The sequence below is a fragment of the Paractinoplanes maris genome (assembly GCF_023544465.1).
Classification (GTDB): Bacteria; Actinomycetota; Actinomycetes; order Mycobacteriales; family Micromonosporaceae; genus Actinoplanes; species Actinoplanes maris.
This window is the reverse complement of record NZ_JALPVL010000003.1, coordinates 550,647-566,924: the sequence shown is the minus strand read 5'-3', so window position 1 is coordinate 566,924 and position 16,278 is coordinate 550,647. Positions and strand designations below refer to the sequence as shown.

15 protein-coding genes are annotated in these 16,278 nt (G+C 72.5%); 4 read left to right on the top strand and 11 right to left on the bottom strand.

Annotation, left to right across the window (positions count from 1 at the left end):
* Window positions 1-462: 462 nt before the first annotated feature.
* On the bottom strand, window positions 463-1,425 hold the full coding sequence (locus tag NAG42_RS11745; protein WP_250030243.1) for a DMT family transporter: 963 nt from the start codon (window positions 1,423-1,425) through the stop codon (window positions 463-465).
* Here NAG42_RS11745 and NAG42_RS11740 point away from each other — a divergent pair.
* Window positions 1,424-2,824 carry an aminotransferase-like domain-containing protein gene (locus tag NAG42_RS11740; RefSeq protein ID WP_250030242.1) on the top strand — a complete coding sequence of 467 codons (1,401 nt, stop codon included), beginning with the start codon at window positions 1,424-1,426 and terminating at the stop codon, window positions 2,822-2,824. The genes NAG42_RS11745 and NAG42_RS11740 overlap by 2 nt on opposite strands.
* On the opposite strand, the gene NAG42_RS11735 is transcribed toward NAG42_RS11740, so the two are convergent.
* The 8 genes from NAG42_RS11735 to NAG42_RS11700 form a co-directional block, all read right to left on the bottom strand.
* Entirely contained in the window at window positions 2,787-3,266 is a 480-nt protein-coding gene (locus tag NAG42_RS11735; protein WP_250030241.1) for a VOC family protein, read from the bottom strand. The two genes, NAG42_RS11740 and NAG42_RS11735, sit on opposite strands and share 38 nt — an antisense overlap.
* A 20-nt stretch (window positions 3,267-3,286) precedes the next feature.
* Entirely contained in the window at window positions 3,287-4,054 is a 768-nt protein-coding gene (locus tag NAG42_RS11730) for a cyclic-phosphate processing receiver domain-containing protein (protein WP_250030240.1), read from the bottom strand.
* Window positions 4,051-5,241, bottom strand: a complete 1,191-nt coding sequence (locus NAG42_RS44855) for a glycosyltransferase (protein ID WP_250030239.1) — start codon at window positions 5,239-5,241, stop codon at window positions 4,051-4,053. The genes NAG42_RS11730 and NAG42_RS44855 overlap by 4 nt, the downstream gene beginning before the upstream one ends.
* 24 nt (window positions 5,242-5,265) lie before the next feature.
* Window positions 5,266-5,985: a lysophospholipid acyltransferase family protein gene (locus tag NAG42_RS11720; RefSeq protein WP_250030238.1), complete on the bottom strand. Its 720-nt coding sequence runs from the start codon at window positions 5,983-5,985 to the stop codon at window positions 5,266-5,268.
* Window positions 5,986-6,005: 20 nt separating this feature from the next.
* Entirely contained in the window at window positions 6,006-6,917 is a 912-nt protein-coding gene (locus NAG42_RS11715; RefSeq protein WP_250030237.1) for a phosphotransferase family protein, read from the bottom strand.
* 11 nt (window positions 6,918-6,928) lie between these two features.
* Entirely contained in the window at window positions 6,929-7,831 is a 903-nt protein-coding gene (locus NAG42_RS11710; RefSeq protein WP_250030236.1) for an acetyltransferase, read from the bottom strand.
* Window positions 7,832-7,962: 131 nt separating this feature from the next.
* Entirely contained in the window at window positions 7,963-10,287 is a 2,325-nt protein-coding gene (locus tag NAG42_RS11705) for an arylsulfatase (RefSeq protein ID WP_250030235.1), read from the bottom strand.
* Window positions 10,288-10,310: 23 nt separating this feature from the next.
* Window positions 10,311-11,138 carry a YhjD/YihY/BrkB family envelope integrity protein gene (locus NAG42_RS11700; RefSeq protein ID WP_250030234.1) on the bottom strand — a complete coding sequence of 276 codons (828 nt, stop codon included), beginning with the start codon at window positions 11,136-11,138 and terminating at the stop codon, window positions 10,311-10,313.
* Window positions 11,139-11,257: 119 nt separating this feature from the next.
* Here NAG42_RS11700 and NAG42_RS11695 point away from each other — a divergent pair, with 119 nt between their 5' ends.
* Window positions 11,258-11,824, top strand: a complete 567-nt coding sequence (locus NAG42_RS11695) for an HdeD family acid-resistance protein (RefSeq protein WP_250030233.1) — start codon at window positions 11,258-11,260, stop codon at window positions 11,822-11,824.
* Between the two features lie 25 nt (window positions 11,825-11,849).
* A complete protein-coding gene (locus NAG42_RS11690; protein WP_250030232.1) occupies window positions 11,850-12,884 on the top strand; it encodes an AI-2E family transporter in 1,035 nt (344 codons plus the stop codon).
* A 97-nt stretch (window positions 12,885-12,981) separates the two neighbouring features.
* Here the strand turns inward: NAG42_RS11690 and NAG42_RS11685 are convergent, their stop codons facing one another.
* Complete coding sequence (locus NAG42_RS11685) at window positions 12,982-13,173, bottom strand: hypothetical protein (RefSeq protein WP_250030231.1); 192 nt, start codon at window positions 13,171-13,173, stop codon at window positions 12,982-12,984.
* Window positions 13,170-14,501 carry a hypothetical protein gene (locus NAG42_RS11680; RefSeq protein ID WP_250030230.1) on the bottom strand — a complete coding sequence of 444 codons (1,332 nt, stop codon included), beginning with the start codon at window positions 14,499-14,501 and terminating at the stop codon, window positions 13,170-13,172. Before NAG42_RS11680 ends, NAG42_RS11685 begins: the two co-directional genes overlap by 4 nt.
* A 109-nt stretch (window positions 14,502-14,610) precedes the next feature.
* Here NAG42_RS11680 and NAG42_RS11675 point away from each other — a divergent pair, with 109 nt between their 5' ends.
* The gene (locus NAG42_RS11675; protein WP_250030229.1) at window positions 14,611-16,251 is read left to right on the top strand and encodes a SulP family inorganic anion transporter; all 1,641 of its coding nucleotides are present in this window, start codon (window positions 14,611-14,613) and stop codon (window positions 16,249-16,251) included.
* The last annotated feature ends 27 nt before the right edge of the window (window positions 16,252-16,278 follow it).

Genomic DNA, 16,278 nt, shown 5'->3' with positions numbered 1-16,278 from the left:
CCGGGGGGCCGCCGGCATCGCGCACCCCGGCGGCACCCTGGAGTACGCGGACCCGGTGGAGATCACCCGCCTGGACCATCTCGTGCTGACGGTCCGTGACATCACCGCGACCCTGGTATTCCGCCGTCCTCGGCCTGACACCGGTGGTCTTCGGCGACGGCCGGCAGGGCCTGACGTCCGGCAAACCTCCATCAGGCCGGCCACGAGTGGCAACCCCACGCCCGGACGCCGGCCCCCGGGTCGGCCGACCTGTGCCTGATCAGCGCGGTGCCGCTGGCCGCCTTCATCCGGAAGCTGGGGATCTGGAACCTTCCAGTCGAGCTCGGCCCGGTCGCCCGCACCGGCGCTACCGGCCCGATCACCAGCGTTTATCTGCGCGACCCGGACGGCAACCTGGTGGAGGTCGGCAACTACGACGCCGGGTCATCGGGGACCGGTGCTGTCGACCGGGGGCGCTCGACGTCAGCCGGCCGGGCTGCTCGATGGCTGTTTCTCCGGTGGGGAAGGCCGGTGCGGCGTGACTGCCGGGGCGGGCCGGGTGCGCTGGGTCAGGACGACGCAGGCCAGGACGACCAGGGCGGCGGCCAGCGAAGCGGGTGTGACGGTCTCACCCAGGAGCAGGGCGGACCAGAGCAGCGTCAGCACCGGCTGGGCCAGCTGGATCTGGCCGACTCGGGCCACGCCGCCCCGCGCGAGGCCGGCATACCAGGCGAAGAAGCCCAGGAACATGGAGACGGCCGTCAAGTAGGTGAACGCCGCCCAGGACCGGCCGTCGGCCTGCGGGGGGTGGGCCGCGGCGGTGACCACGGTGATCGGGAGGGTGACGGGCAGCGAGAGCAGCAGGGCCCAGCCGATGGTGCGAGCACCGCCCAGCTCGCGGGCCAGGGCACCGCCTTCGGCGTAGCCCAGCCCGCACAGAATGACCGCGGCCAGCAGGAACACGTCGGCGAGCGACAGCCGGCCGCGCGCCGCGCCGGTGAGGACGACGAACGTCAGGACGGACAGCAGCCCCGTGCCGCCGGCCAGCCAGAAGGCGGGCGGCGGGCGCTCGCCGGCCCGCAGCACGGCGAAGACGGCGGTCATGGCGGGCAGCACGGTGATGACCACGGCGCCGTGGGCGGACGTCTGGGTGGTGAGGGCCAGCGACGTGAACAGCGGGAAGCCGACAACCACGCCGAGCGCGACGATCGACAACCGCCGCCACTGGTCACGGGTCGGCCGGGGTGGGTGGGTGAGCCACAAGTAGGCGAGGGCCAGGATGGCGGCCCCGACCGCCCGGCCGAACGCCACGAACCACGGGTCGAGCTCCTGCACGGCCACCCGCGTGGCCGGCAGCGACATGCTGAACGCCAGCACGCCGAGCGCGCCCAGCGCCAGTCCTCGTGTTACCGCGTTCGGCTCAGTAGCGCTACTCTGCTCTTTCATGAATGACGGTAACGCGGCGGCGCGTGTTATCCAAGATCTGCGGACGTCGGTGGGCGCGGCCGCGGCGGGGTCGCGGCTTCCTTCCGTACGGGTCCTGACCGCGCGTCATCAGGCGTCGCCGGTGACGGTCGCGGCCGCGATCCGGGCGCTCGTCAACGAAGGGCTCGTGGAGACACGGCCGGGGCAGGGCACTTTCGTGGCGCCGCGCGCGGCCCCGCCCGACCGGGCGCCGGACCTGTCGTGGCAGACCGTCGCGCTCGGCTCCCGGCGATCGGGCGAGGCCGAGCTGCAAGCGTTACTGGCCACCCCACCTCCGGGAGCGATCCCGCTCTCCGGGGGCTACCTCGAGCCGGAGCTGCAGCCGACCGCCGCGCTCGGTGCCGCCCTGGCCCGGGTGGCGCGGCAACCCGCGGCCTGGCAGCGCGGGCCGGCGGAGGGGCGGGCCGACCTGCGGGCGTGGTTCGCGCGCGACGTCGGGCTCCGGGCCGACGACATGGTGATCTGCGCGGGCGGGCAGGCGGCGCTCTCCTCGGCTCTGCGCGCCCTGGCCGGCCCCGGGGACACGCTGCTGGTCGAGTCGCCGACCTACCTCGGTGCGCTCGCGGCGGCCCGGGCGGCGGGGCTCCGGGTGGTGCCGGTGCCGGCCGATGCCGACGGGGTGCGGCCCGATCAGCTGGCGGCGGCCTTCGGGCGTACGGGGGCACGGCTCTTCTACTGCCAGCCGCTGCATGCCAACCCGACCGGCGCCACGCTGGCCACCTCGCGCCGGGCCGCGGTCCTCACCGCCGTCCGGGAAGCGGGGGCCTTTGTGATCGAGGACGACTATGCGCGGGATCTGACCATCGACGGCGATCCGCCCCGGCCGCTGGCCACCGAGGACACCGACGGGCACGTGATCTATCTGCGGTCGCTGACCAAATCCGCGGCGCCCGGGCTGCGGATCGCGGCGATCGGCGCGCGCGGGCAGGCCGGTGCGCGCTTGCGGGCCGTACGGTTGCTCGACGAGCTCTTTGTGGCCGGGCCGCTGCAGCAGGCCGCGCTGGAGTTCGTCACCTCGCCCGGCTGGGATCGTCATCGCCGCGCACTGCGGACGGCGTTGCGGGCGCGGCGGGAGGCGTTGCTGACCGCGCTGCGGCGGCACCTGGCGCTCGACATCGGGCGCGTGCCCCGAGGCGGACTGCACCTGTGGATACGTCTGGAAGAGGGCGCCGACGACGTGGCGGTGGCCGCCGCGGCAGCGGCCGGGGGAGTCGTCGTCTTCCCGGGACGTCCCTGGTTCGCGGCCGAGGCGCCCGCGCCCCATCTGCGGCTGACCTATGCGGCGGCCCCGCCCGACCTGATGGACGAGGCCGTCCGCCGGCTCAGCGCAGCGATCGCAGCGTCGCGTCCAGGGTCGTGAATACGGTGTCCGAGCCCTCGTCGTCCCAGTGCGGCACGGGATCGGGCTGACCGGGCGCGGGCGCATAGAGCCACCACAGGTTCTGCCACGGATCGAGCAGCCGGCCGAGGGTCGTCTCGCCGTAGAAGGGTGTCGCCCCAGTGACCACGGTGGCACCACGCTCGGTCGCGCGGTCGAGCACCGCGGCCACATCCTCGACCCACACCTGCAGCATCCCGGGCCGCAGCGGCCAGCCCTCCTGCCGATCCACGATCATCAGGTCGACCGCCCCGAGCCGCAGCTCCGAGTGGATCAGCTTGCCGTCGGGCATCTCGCTGTGCGCCTCGGGTGTCTCCTTGACGTCGAACACCTCGGACACAAAGGTGATCAGCCCGGCGGCGTTGTCCACCAATACGAACGGGTTGAGGACGGCGCCCGTGGTGGGCGTGTGCAGAATCGTCATGGCCCCAGCAGATCAGCCACTCAGGTCAGTTCCTGACCGCTGGGACCGGTCCGCACCTCGTAGGCCCATTCGCGCAGGGCGCGCGTCATGTCCTGGGCGGGGCCGGTCGTCTTCCCCGCCGGGATGACGATCTGCCCGATGTCGGGGCGATCTCCCGCGTACGCCTGCTCCTGAAGCCATTCGACGACCGGCCAGGCCGTCTCGCCGTCGAGGTCGTGATCGAGCCACAGCTCGTCGATGTGCCGGCCCCGCAACGTTTCCAGCAGGGTGATCGCGGCGGCGCTCGACCGGGCTCGACGGGCCGGCCGGCCGTCGACGAACTTGTGCACCGGGTCGATCAGGACGACCAGCCGGGGGCCGTGGTGGGTCCACCCGACGGAGCCGAAGGCCAGCCACACACTGCCGGCGAAGAGGAGCAGGCCGGCCAGCCCGAGCAGCCCCTGTGGCGAACCACGCTCACCGCTGAGCTCGCCGAAATCGGTGACAAAATCCAGCGGATCGGCGGCGTTGTACCAGATTCGCGGGGTGGCGCCCACGGGCAGGCACACCTCGTAGCAGGTGATCTCGGCCTGATGGGTCACTCCCTCGGCCTGATAGCGCAGGAGCATGCTCCGGGAGCCGCGGTCGACGGGGTGCTCGAAAACGTAGGCCGGTGCGGGGACGCCGGTGCGGCGCAGCTCCCGCTCCCAGTCCTCGAGGTCGAAGTAGGTGTCGATCGGCAGGAAGACCAGGGCGGCGCCGACCACCGAGCCGGCCGCGGCGGCCCATCGGGCGGGGTGATGCTTCACGGGCAGAATCGTGACAGGTGGTCGTGACCGGCGTGCCGGTGGTAGAGGTCGACGAGTCGGCGGAGATAGACGGACGGCGGATATCCGGCGGTGGCGGTCAAGCCGTCGCGGATGACCGCATTCCGTAGTCCGTCGTCGTCGAGCATCCGGCACAGGGCCGCGGCCAGCGCGGGCGGCGTGGGTGCGCAGGTGAACCGGGGCGGGCCGTCTCCCGGTCGCCGGGCCAGTCCCGGGTCGGCCACCACGACGGGCAGGCCGTGAGCCTCGGCCTCGGTGATCACCAGGCTCTGCGTGTCGGTGGTGGACGCGAAGGCGAGCACGTCGGCGGCGCGATAGAACGCGGCGACTTCGTGCTGCGGCACCGGCGGCAGCACATCGACGCACCCGGCCAGCCCCAACGCGGTCACCCGTCGCACCAGCCGCGCCCGGCCTTGGTGCGCCCCGAGCACGATGAGGCGGGCGTCCGGCTTCGCAGCATGAACCAGAGCGAAGGCGCGCAGAAGCAGTTCCGGATTCTTCTCGGCCGTCACCCGCCCGACCGACAACACAACGGTGCGCGCGGCAGGTTTTTTGTGGGGTGGTGGCGGTGGATCGGCCGGGGGCAGCGGGGTGGGAAGTATGCAGATCTCCGGGCCGGCGTTGCCGAACGTGGCGAAACCGTCGGCGGTCTTGGCCGAGGGAGCTATCGCCGCGGCCATGCGGGTGAACATGCCGTGGCCCAGGAGCGCGAGCCGGCGTTGGCGGACGCCGCCCCGGTGGGCGAGCTCGGCATACTCCTTCGGGGACCAGCCCAGGCGGAGCTGGAGCGCGCACCACGCGGCTCCGATCGGGATCTCCGGGTAGATGTCGGCGTAGGCGAGCAGGTCGGTGTGCCAGGTGGCGATCAGCGGGACCTGCCGGCGGGCCGCCAGCCGGAAGCCGGCCATCCCCAGCGGACCGGTGGTGTGCACATGGACGACGTCGGCCGGACGGCACTGTGGCCACGGCGTGCTGATGCGAAGCTGCCGGCCCGGGACGGTGAGCGACCGGACCGATCCCGGGCTCGGCTGCAGGGTCCACAGTGGTCCCGGATGGTAGAAGTCGACCGTGTGCCCGGCCTCGCGCAACAACGAGACGGTCAGTGCCGCCGAGTGGGCCACCCCGTCCGGCCGGCCCGGGTGGCTGTCGCAGAAGTGCGCGATCCTCACGGGCCGCCATCGTAGTGACGGGCGTCAATTGTCTTTCAGGGCCTCGGCGATCGAGTGGCGGGCCGCGTCGCGCAGGGTGGCCACATCGGGGAAGTCGGCCGGGTCGAGGGCCGGCAGCACTCGTACCCGGGCGTCGATGTGGTCGCGCAGGATGAGGCCGTGGCGGGGCAGGGCCGCCCGGGTGCCGTGGACGGCGATCGGAATCACCGGCACGTGGTGGCGGGTGGCCAGCTCGAAAGCACCGTCCTTGAAGGGCTGCAAGGAGCCGTCGGGGGTGCGGCGGCCCTCGGGGAAGATCATGATCGGGGAGCCGGCGGCCAGCAGGCGGTCGCAGTGCTCCATCATCCGGCGGACCGAGGCGCCGCTGCCCCGGACCAGCGGGACGTAGTCGTTGAGCCGCATGTTCCAGCCGATCAGCGGCACCCGGAAGATCTCCTGCTTCGACACCCACTTGAACGGCCGGAACAGCGCGAACAACACCAGGATGTCGATCAGCGACGCGTGATTGGCCACCAGCACCGCCGCGCCGTGCCACGGCAGCTGATCGCGTCCCCGGACCCGCAACCGCCACAGCGGGTTGACGTAGACGTAGAACGACGCCCACGCCGACGAATACAGGTGCAGCACCACCCGCCGCCGGTCGAACGGCACCGTCACCAGCCGGACGACGACCGCTCCGACGAAGAACACCACGCAGGTGAGCCCGATGAACGCCCAGTACGCCACCGAGAACACCCACAGCATGCGGCCATCCTAGGCTTTGGTCAGCTTTCCCCGAGCATGACCCGGATCCGGTCGACGGCCTTGCCGAAATAGCGGTGGTCGACCGGGCGGGTGAGGAAGTCGGCCAGGGCGAACAGGTCAAGGGCCTGGCTCAGGCGGCGCCAGTTCGGCGGGAGGGCGCCGCCGGCCTCCTGGAAGCCGGCCAGGAACGCGTCGGTGAAGGCCGGTGGCCGGGGGAAGCGCAGCATGTTGCCGATGTCGACCAGGGGGCTGCTGCTGAAGGCGAACTCCCAGTCGAGCACGGCCGCGACCCGCCAGCGGCCATCGGGCGTACGGGTGGCCAGAAGGTTCTTGGGGTTGTAGTCGGAGTGGACCAGGCGGCGGGAGCCCTTGAGGGTGGACAGCTCGGGTGCGGCGTCGCGGGCCCAGCGGCGTACGGCCTGCTGTTCCTCGTCGGTCAGGTGGCCGGCCGCGTTGCCCTCGGTGAGGCAGCGGTCCACCCACAGGTCCAGGCCCTCGGCCGGCTCGGCGCCGTCGGGTTCGAGCCGGCCCCCGGCAAAGAATCCGGGGGCCGCGAACTCCACGGCGCCGATGCGGGCCAGCGTGGCGCCCACGTCCCGGCCGATGCCGGCCAGATCAGTCGCGTCCAGATCGCTCACCGGCACGCCGGGCACGAAGGCCGACAGCAGGACGGGCTCGCCCGCGGCCTCACCGGTCGGGTCGGCGGCGACCACGTCGGGGACCGGGACGACTCCGGTCAGCCGCCGGGCCAGCGCCGCCTCCAGGGCGCACTTGTTGCCCCGCAGGTAGCGCCGCAGCACGTAACGCTCGCCACCGGTCATGGTGAGGACCGTGTTGTCGTTGCTGTATCCGCCGGTCAGCGCGCGCGACTCGATGATGCGCTGGCCGGGCCGCGCGATTCCTTCGACCCAGGCCGTGATTGCAGGCTCCACGAGCCGCGACCCTACGCCCCGGCGGGCTCGAACGTCAGCCGGGCCCGGACCGGGCGGAAACCGGCCCGTTTCACCTCGGCCAGCACATCGGACCGGTCGGCGTCGACGTCGGCCACCACCTCCTCGGCGCCGCCGGCCACCAGCACGTCGAGCGCGGCGGCGATCAGCGCGGATCGGGCCGCCGCCGACCGCGGGCCGGGCCGGACACCCAGATAGCCGAGCATGGGCCAGCACGCCTGCCCCGCCGTGCCCAGCAGTCCGAGGGGCTCGTCCCCGTCGTGGGCGACATGCCAGGCGGTGGCCTCTCCGGCGAGCCAGGGACGTGGGTCGCGGGCCAGGTCGAGGCCTGCCACGGCTCGGGCCGTCTCGCTCCCGGTCAGCACGTCGGGGGTGGCGATCCGGTCCACGAGCCCGTCGATCTCGGCCGGCCCCGAAGCCGGCCGCACGAGCGGATCCGGTGCCCGCTGGTCGGCCGGACCGCCGGGTGTCCAGCGCAGCCGGAGCCGCTCGCCCCGCGGAACGAGCCCGGCCGACTCGGCCGCCGCCAGGGCCGGGGCGATCGCCGAGACGACCGACGGGGACGTGTGCCAGCCGGCCGGCAACGCCGCGTAATAGGGGCGCGGGCCGCCCAGCGCCTCGTGGGCCGCCGACAGCAGCGAGGCCCCCACCCGCGGGGTGTCGATCAGGTCGAAACGCTCGAGCCAGGGACCGCCCACGGAGCCGGGCGGCAGCACCCACGCGGCCCGGCCCACCACCCGGCCGTCGCGCAGGGCGACCCAGGTGCGGGAGGGGTGGAAGCCTCCGCCGGCCAGACCCTCGGCGTACGAGATCTGGGGCAGCGGCAGGGGATCGGGCAGGGAGTCGAACAGCGACTCCTCGCCGTCGACGAGCGGGCGGAAGACGACGGAACTCATGGCGGGACCTCCAGGGCGCGTGCTGCGTGCGCCCCGGATCAGATCCGCGGGGACGCCGGGCCGCGGAAGGGGCGCGAAACGTGGGACACGATGCGACCTCCTTCCGGGCTCGTAGGCGTGCCGACAACCTATCAGTCGCGGGCCATCGCGGCGGCGAAGGCTCGCTCGACGTCGATGTAGACGTCATCGGCGATGTTGACCTCGACCTTGACGATGCGGCCGCCGGTGAACGGGAACTGCGGTGTGTATTCCTTGCTCACCGAGTCACCGGAATCGCGCCCGATCGACAGGCCCTCGCCGGCGATCGCGAAGTGTCCCGGCTGGGTGCGCAGCGGTCCCTCCGCCACCACCTGGTCGCCGACGTAGAGCTTGGCGCCGCCGTGCGTCTCGTGCCGTTCGCCCACCTTCTCCTTGACGAACTCCATGCCCAGCACCTGACGGCCGGGCTCCAGCTCTCGCGCGGAGATCAATTGCTGCTCCGGGGGGATGCCGATGAAGTTGTAGACGTACCAGAGCCGGCGGTCCTTGAGGAACAACGCGTGGCCGCCGAAGCGAGCTCCCTGAGCGAAGATGACGCCGTGCGCGTCCGGATCGGTGATGTCCACGTCGGCCAGGATCTTGAACGAGCGGCCGCGCGTGTTCGCCGCTGCGAACTCGGGGACCTCCAGCGTGCCGGGGTAGTAGGCATACGTGCCGCCGGGCGGGACCAGTGCCTCGGGCTGGGCGGCGACCAGTTCGGCCACCGTACGGTCGTCGAGCGGCAGCACGTCGTACTTGCCGGCTTCGGCGTACCACAGATCGACCAGCTCGCGGACCTTGTCGGGGTGGGTGGCGGCGAGGTCGTGCGCCTCCGAGCGGTCCTCGTCGGTGTGGAAGAGCTGCCAGTTGTCGTTCTCGAAGTCGCCGCGGCCGATCATCGGCCCGTGCTCGGCGACCGCCTTCCAGCCGTCGCTCCACAGCCCGCGCGAGCCGAGCATCTCGTAGTACTGGACCTGCTTGGTGGTCGGGGCGTCCGCGGCATCGAAGCTGTACTTCATCGAGACCCCGGGCAGGGGCGTCTGCTCGTAGCCCAGCACCGTCGACGGGAACTCGACGCCGCAGCACTCCAGGATGGTCGGCACGATGTCCACCGCGTGGTGGTACTGGTGGCGGACCTCGCCCCGCGCCCGGATACCGGCCGGCCAGTGGATGACCAGCGGGTCGCTGACACCGCCCTGATAGGTGTAGCGCTTGAACATGCGGAACGGCGTGGAGAACGCGGCCGCCCACCCGGTGGGGTAGTGGTTGTAGGTGGACGGGCTGCCCAGCTGGTCGATCATCTCCAGGTTCGACTCGGCGTCGTCGGGCCAGGCGTTGAAGAAGCGGTTCTCGTTGACCGACCCGCTCGGCGACCCCTCGCCCGAGGCGCCGTTGTCCGCGCAGTAGACGATGATCGTGTTGTCGAGCTGACCCGACTCCTCCAGGTAGTCGACGATCCGGCCGACCTGGTGGTCGGTGTACTCCGAGAAACCCGCGTACACCTCGGCCATCCGGGCGAACAGGCGCTTCTCGTCGTCGCTCAGCTCCTCCCATGGGCGGACCTTGTCGGCGTCGATCACCGAGCCGTCCGGCATCGGGTTGAGCGGCGTCAGCTCGGTGCCGTCGGGGAAGATGCCGCGCTCGATCATCCGGGGCAGAACCCATTCCCGGTACGCCCCGTAGCCGTCGTCGAACTTGCCGCGATAGCGATCGATGAACTCCTGCGGCGCGTGGTGCGGGGCGTGGTTGGCGCCGGGGCAGAACCACAGGAACCATGGCTTTCCCGGTGCCGACTGAGTGGCGTCGGCGACATAGCCGATCGCCTTGTCGGCCAGGTCCTTGGAGAGGTGGTGACCGTCCTCCGGGGCGTACGGCTGGTCGATCGCGTGGTTGTCCTCGACCAGCGTCGGATACCACTGGTTGGTCTCCCCGCCGATGAAGCCGTAGAACCGGTCGAACCCGCGGGCGAGCGGCCAGCCGCGCTTGCTCCCGCCCATCGCCCACTCGTCCACCGGCACGTTGTGGTTCTTGCCGACCCAGAAGGTGTTCCAGCCGCGCTGACGCAGGACCTCGGCCATGGCCGCGTTCTCCATCGGGATGTGCCCGGTGTGCCCCGGGAAGCCCTGGGCGCCCTCGGCGATCTGCGCGAAGCCGTTCTGGTGGTGGTTGCGCCCGGTCAGCAGGCACGACCGGGTCGGCGAGCACAGCGCCGTCGTGTGCCACTGCGAATAGGTCAGCCCGTTGGCGGCCAACCGGCTCAGCGTCGGCATCTCGATCCGGCCACCGTAGGGCTCCCAGGCGGCCAGCCCGGTGTCGTCGTAGAGCACGATCAGGACGTTGGGGGCGCCCTCAGGCGCCGTCTCGGCCAGGAACGGGGCCCAGTCCGGTGTGGAGTCCCGCACGTCGAGACTGACCTTCCCGGCGAACTGCTTCGGCATGACGTACCTCCTTGGTGGCAGCCTCACGCGCTGGTGGTGGCGCGGTCCCCATCCACGGCGGGTGAGCTTTCCCCGCGGATCAGCCGGCCGAGCCGGCCCGGGTCGGTCGCGATGACCTGGCCCGCCGCCGCGGTGCCGAGGTACACGAAAGACACGATGTAGAGCCAGCCGATGTAGGTGAAGGCGACGCCGATGCTGCCGAACCGAGCCTCGCTGACCTCCAGTGAGTGCGGCAGATAGACGGCACTGACCGGTCGCAGCGCCTGCATCGCGATCGCGAAGAGCAGGGCGCCCGGCAACAGGTGCCGGGCCGGGATCCGCCGGGCGGTCAGCATCCACGGCAGGAAGAGGGCGATCGCGACGTCGGCGAACGGCGTGGTGAGCGGCGCCGCGCGGGTCAGCACCTGCACGCCGATCAGACCGGCGGCCAGCACGACCACGGCCAGCAGCCAGCGCCATGCGTCGCGGGGGTTGCTGCGGGGACGGGGCAGATCCCAGATCACCGCGTACGTCCGGACGAAGGCTCGCGCCAACCCGGTGGTCGACACCAGCACCACCAGGCCACCCACGATCCCGAAGGCGCCGAAGCCCCCGCCCACCGCCTCGCTGAGCACCTCCCGCGTCTGCACCGGCACGTCGATGAGCTCGGCGATCCGCTCGTCGAAGCCGGAACCGAGCAACGCGGCCATCATGATGAGCAGCGGGAAGATCGACGTGAACAGCTGGGCCGCCAGCGTCATGGCCCGGTCGAAGATCTCCAGGTGCACGACGGCCCGGACGGTGCCCAGAATGATCCGGCCCGGCCATCGCTCCGTCGCCCACGCCACCGCGGCCCGCACCCGGCTGCTCATGCCGCCACCCTGCGCGCCGCGACCCGGCGCGACATCACCCATCCGGGGTGAGGCGATCCCGGGCTCGCCGGACGACGCTCGGGGACGATCCGAGGCGTACGCACTCCGGGAGGCTCACCATGACTTTGACGTCGCAGACCATCGCCGGTGAAGAGGCGCCCGCATCACCCTTCCCCTGGTGGACCTCGCTGCTGCTGGGCGCGTTCAGCGTGATCTTCGGGATCGTGGTGCTGGCCTGGCCCGGCCTGTCGCTGCGCGTGATGGCCGCGCTGGTCGGCATCTGGCTGTTGCTCGCCGGGTTGTTCCGCATCGTCGGCGCCTTCCTGCCGGTCGGCCGGGGCCTGGCCCGTAGCGTGCTGTCCGGCCTGGTCGGCATGATCCTGGTGGTGGCCGGCGTGATCTGCCTGCGCAACATCGTCACCGCGCTCGGCGTGCTGGCCGCCATCGTCGCGCTGACCTGGTTGCTCGGCGGCATCGCGACGTTCGTGATGGGACTGCAGGAGACCGGCGGTGCCCGCGCCTTGCTGCTGGTCGTCGGTGGCCTGTCGGTCATCGCCGGGCTGGTCTTCGTCTTCACGCCGGGTCTGTCGCTCGGGGTGATGATCGTGCTGACCGGCGTCAGCGGCATCGTGGTCGGCCTGTCCGAGATCGCGCTGGGCTTCCGCCTGCGCACCGTCACCGCCTGACGTCGTCGGGGGAAGGGTGGTCCCCGTGACCGGCGAGAGCATGAACCGGGCCCTGGCCCGGACCGGCCGGGCGGCCTGGATGGTCACCGGCATCGTCGTCGTCGCCGTGGCCGGCCTCCTGGCGCTGATCCTCCTGCTGCCCTACCTGTCGCCGCTGATCGTCGCCGTGGTGCTCGGCGCGGTGCTGCTGCCGTTGGTCAACCGGGCGAAGCGGCGCGGACTCGCGGCGATCCTGGCCGCGCTGGCCGTGCCGGTGCTGCTGATCGCGGTGGAGGTGGTGACGGTGCTGGCCCTGCGCGGTGACGCCACCCAATGGGCCGACGCGGCGCGGCAGGCCGCCACCGAGGTGCGCGACGCGACCGGCGCCGACCCGGTGACCCCGTTGTTCGACGCGTCGCAGCGGCACGAGCTGCTGCTGGGGGCGGCCGGCCTGGCCTTCGACGGGGTGGCCGCGGTGTTCGGCCTGCTGGTCGGCGCCCTGCTCGCCGTCTATGTCCTCTTCTTCCTGCTCAAGGACGCCCCTGCGCTGGGCGAGGGCCTGGTGCGCCGGATGCCGGTGCCGGCCGCCACCGGACGCGAGATGCTGCGTGTCGCGGTTCTGCAGATGCGCCGCTACGTCGTCGGCACCACGGTGGTGGCGGCGATGGACACGGTCGTCATCACGGCCGGCGCGGCGATCCTGCGGCTGCCCCTGCTGGGGGTGATCGCTCTGGTCACCTTTGTCGCGGCCTTCATCCCGTACATCGGAGCTTGGCTCTCGGCCATCTTCGTCGTGATCGTGGCGCTGGGCTCCGGCGGGCCCGAGACGGCGGCCTGGATGCTGGTGATCGTCCTGATCACCCAGAACGTCCTGGAGGGCGTGCTGCGGCCCTACGCGTTCGGGGTCGCCCTGGACATGCATCCGCTGGCCGTCCTCGCGGTCACCGTGGCCGGCGGTGCGCTGGGCGGCGTGGTCGGGGTCTTCATCGCCCCGCCGGTCGCCGCGATCCTGCTGGCCTGGCACCGGATGCGGTCACCGGCCCGCGACCGGCAGACTGTCCCGCTCGTCCCGGCGGGGTGACCAGCGGCGGGCTGCGGGCCCGCCGACCAGCGGCGGGCTACGGGCCCGCCGCTGTCGGCGCCTGATCGTCAGCGTGGCGGGCGGCCGGAATCGACGGTCACCGGGCGTCTGTGCTCACCGGAGTCAACGCCGGCGCCGGAGTGCCGTCGTGCTTTCCGCCGGCCCGTCGCTTCCGGCGCAGGCCGGCGATCAGAGCGGCCATCGCACCGGCCACCCCGACAGCGGCCGCGGCCACGGCCACCGGACGGCGGCGGGAAGGCCGCTTCTTGCGCAGCATCGGCATCTTCATGCGAGGGTTCCTCCTTCGGTGGGCACCGGCGGGCGCGGGGTGCGGCCGCCGATCAGTTCGATGAGCAACAGGACGGCCAGCGCGACCACGGCGATGCCGAGCACCACGCGGGCGTCGGGATAGTCCCAGAACACCAGGACCAGCCCGGCGACGGCGGCGACCACGACCCGCAGCCAGCGTTTGTGAGCGCGCACGAACGGGCCGACCGGCCCGGTGCGCAGACCGAGCCGCCAGGCACCCGAGCGGACGGCGGAGAACCCGCGGCCGGCGACGCGGCGACCGGCGACCGCGGCGGCCGACGGCCCCGAGGCGTACGCGACCAGGGCCGTCACCAGCGCGACCGCCAGCACCGCCCGCAGGCCGGTGCGCAGGAAGCGGACAAGGGTGTCGAAGACGACGGTGGCCGCGTCGCGCGGCAGCACGGTCGACGGGATGGCGTTCAGGTACGCCGAGCGGCCCAGCGCCAGAGCGAGGCCGAGCAGCAGCATCCCACCGGCGACCCCGAGCGCGGCCCCGGCGACCGCCCGGCGCCGGTCGCGGGCCAGCAGCACGCCCACGGTCAGCAGGACCAGCACGGCCACCGGCAGCGCGACTCTCATCCGGTCGATCAGGTCGAACGCACCTTGGGCGCGCTCCACCCCGGACGACTCCAGAATGGTGAACTGCACGTCGATCGCCGGGATCCGCTCGGCCAGCGTGAAGCCCTCGGCGATCAGTCGTTGCTTGACCGCCTCGACGAACGGCTGCAGCCGCAGGCTCACGGTGTCGTCCTCGACCACGAGAGTGCCGTCGCGCTCACCGGTGAGGGCGGCGACGAGCTGGGTGTGCGCGGCCCGGTTGGCCTCGGTCCAGATCTGCGCGAACTGGTCGCTGCCCACCAGCTGGGCGATGCGGTCGTGGGTGAAGTCGCGCACGCCGTTGGCGATCGGCGGGGCGAGCGCGTGCAGGGTCGTGCCGGCCACCTGGGCGCCACGGTCCTCCAGCGCGTCGGCGGCCTGATCGGTCAGACCGCGGACGTCGAGCCGGGCGAAGATCTCGTCGGTGATCCGATCGGTCACCGCCCGCTGGATCGCCGGATCCTCGGCCAGCGGCGCCACCGTGGCCACGTACCGGTCGGTTTCCTGCACCTGATTGCCCAGCCAGATCGCGGCCACCGCGACCGGGGCGAGCAGCGAACCGAGGGCGAGCAGCAGCACGGCGAAAACCACGCGCACCGCACCCCCAGGCGTGCGCCGGCTGTGGCGCCGCAGGGTCGCCACCTCGGCCCGCAGTTGGTCGAGCTCCGACCGCTCCTCGGCGGAGAGCGGGACCGGCACCGTCTGCTCCATCATCACCCCCGGTTCGCTGACGATGCCCAGTGTCGGCCGACCGGGGCGTCACGGTCCTCACCCGTACGGGATGGTGCCCGGCCGTCCGGACCCGGGCGACGATCTCGGCATGAGGCTGCGGTTCCCGAGCTGGCGTGTCGCGCGCCGGGACCTGCTGGCCGGGCTGCCGAACGCGGTGGCCAGCGTGCCCGATGGCATGGCGGCCGGGGTGCTGGCCGGGGTCAGTCCGGTGCACGGCCTGTACGCGAGCGCGTTCGGCCCGATCGCGGGCGGGCTGACCACCGGCACCCGGCTGATGATGGTCACCACCACCAGTGCCGCCGCCCTCGCCGCGGGCAACGCCGTGGCCGGGGTCGCACCGGCCGACCGGCCCGGCGCCCTGGCGCTGCTGACCCTCGTGGCGGGCCTGATGATGGTGGCCGCCGGGTTGTTGCGCCTGGGCCGCTTCACCCGTTTCGTCGCCCACTCGGTGATGACCGGTCTGCTGACCGGGATAGCCGTCACCATCGTGCTCGGTCAGGTGCCCGCGCTCACCGGCGCCGAGGTCGACGCGGACACCTCGATCGGTTCCGCCCTCGCCGTGCTGCTGCACCCCGGACGGGTCAGCCTGCCCGCGCTGCTGGTCGGTCTGGGCGCGCTCGCGCTCATGCTGGCCGGCGCGCTTGTACGCCGTCCCACCCTGGGCGCCCTGGCCGCGTTGCTCGTGCCGACCGTGGTGGTGGCGCTGGCCGACCTCGACGTGGCCACCGTCGCCGACAGCGGTGACATCCCGGCCGGACTGCCCGCACCGGCGCTCCCCGATTTCACGGCTTTCTCGCCGTCGCTGCTCGCCGGGGCCGCCGCCGTGGCGCTGATCGTCCTGGTGCAGGGCGTGGGCGTCGCGGAGTCGGCGCCCAATGCGGACGGCTCCCGGCCCGGCGCGGACCGGGACTTCCTCGGCCAGGGCGCCGGAAATCTGCTGTCCGCGTTGTTCCGCGGCCAGCCGGTCGGCGGATCGGTGGGGCAGACCGCGCTGAACGTGACCGCCGGGGCCCGCACCCGCTGGGCCGCGGTCTTCGCCGGTGGCTGGATGCTGGTCATCCTGGCCCTCTTCGCCGGTCTGGTCGGGCGGGTGGCCCAGCCCACGCTCGCCGCCATCCTGATCTTCGCGGCGGCCGGCTCGCTGAGCCCGGCGAAGGTCGGCGGAGTGGTGCGCACCGGGCTCATCCCGCGGATCGCCGTGGTGGCCACCTTTCTCGCGACCCTATTTCTGCCGGTGGCGGCCGCGGTCGGCGTCGGGGTCGTGCTGTCGCTCATCCTGCAGCTCAACCGGGACGCCCTCGATCTGACGATCGTCGAGCTGGTGCCCGACGGCGATCACCGGCTGATCGAACGGCCGGCACCGGCTCAACCGGCGAGCGACGCGGTGACGCTCCTCGATGTCTATGGCAGCCTGCTGTACGCCGGTGCGCGAACCCTGCAAGCTCGGCTGCCCGACCCCACGGGCACCCGGCGGCCGGCCGTGGTGCTGCGGATGCGCGGCCGGGTGTCGCTCGGTGCGACGTTCTTCGTGGTGCTGGCCGACTACGCCGAGCGGCTCGGCCGGGTCGATGGCCGGCTCTATCTCAGTGGCGTCGACCCGGGCCTGGTGGACCAGCTCGATCGCCTGTCGGCCGGCCGGGTGCGGGTGGTCCCGGCGACCGCGGTGGTCGGCGAGTCGAGCCGGCTGGCCTACCACCTGGCCCAGTCCTACCTCGTCCGGACCCGGTGATCGGACGGACCGCGAACCCGGACGCAG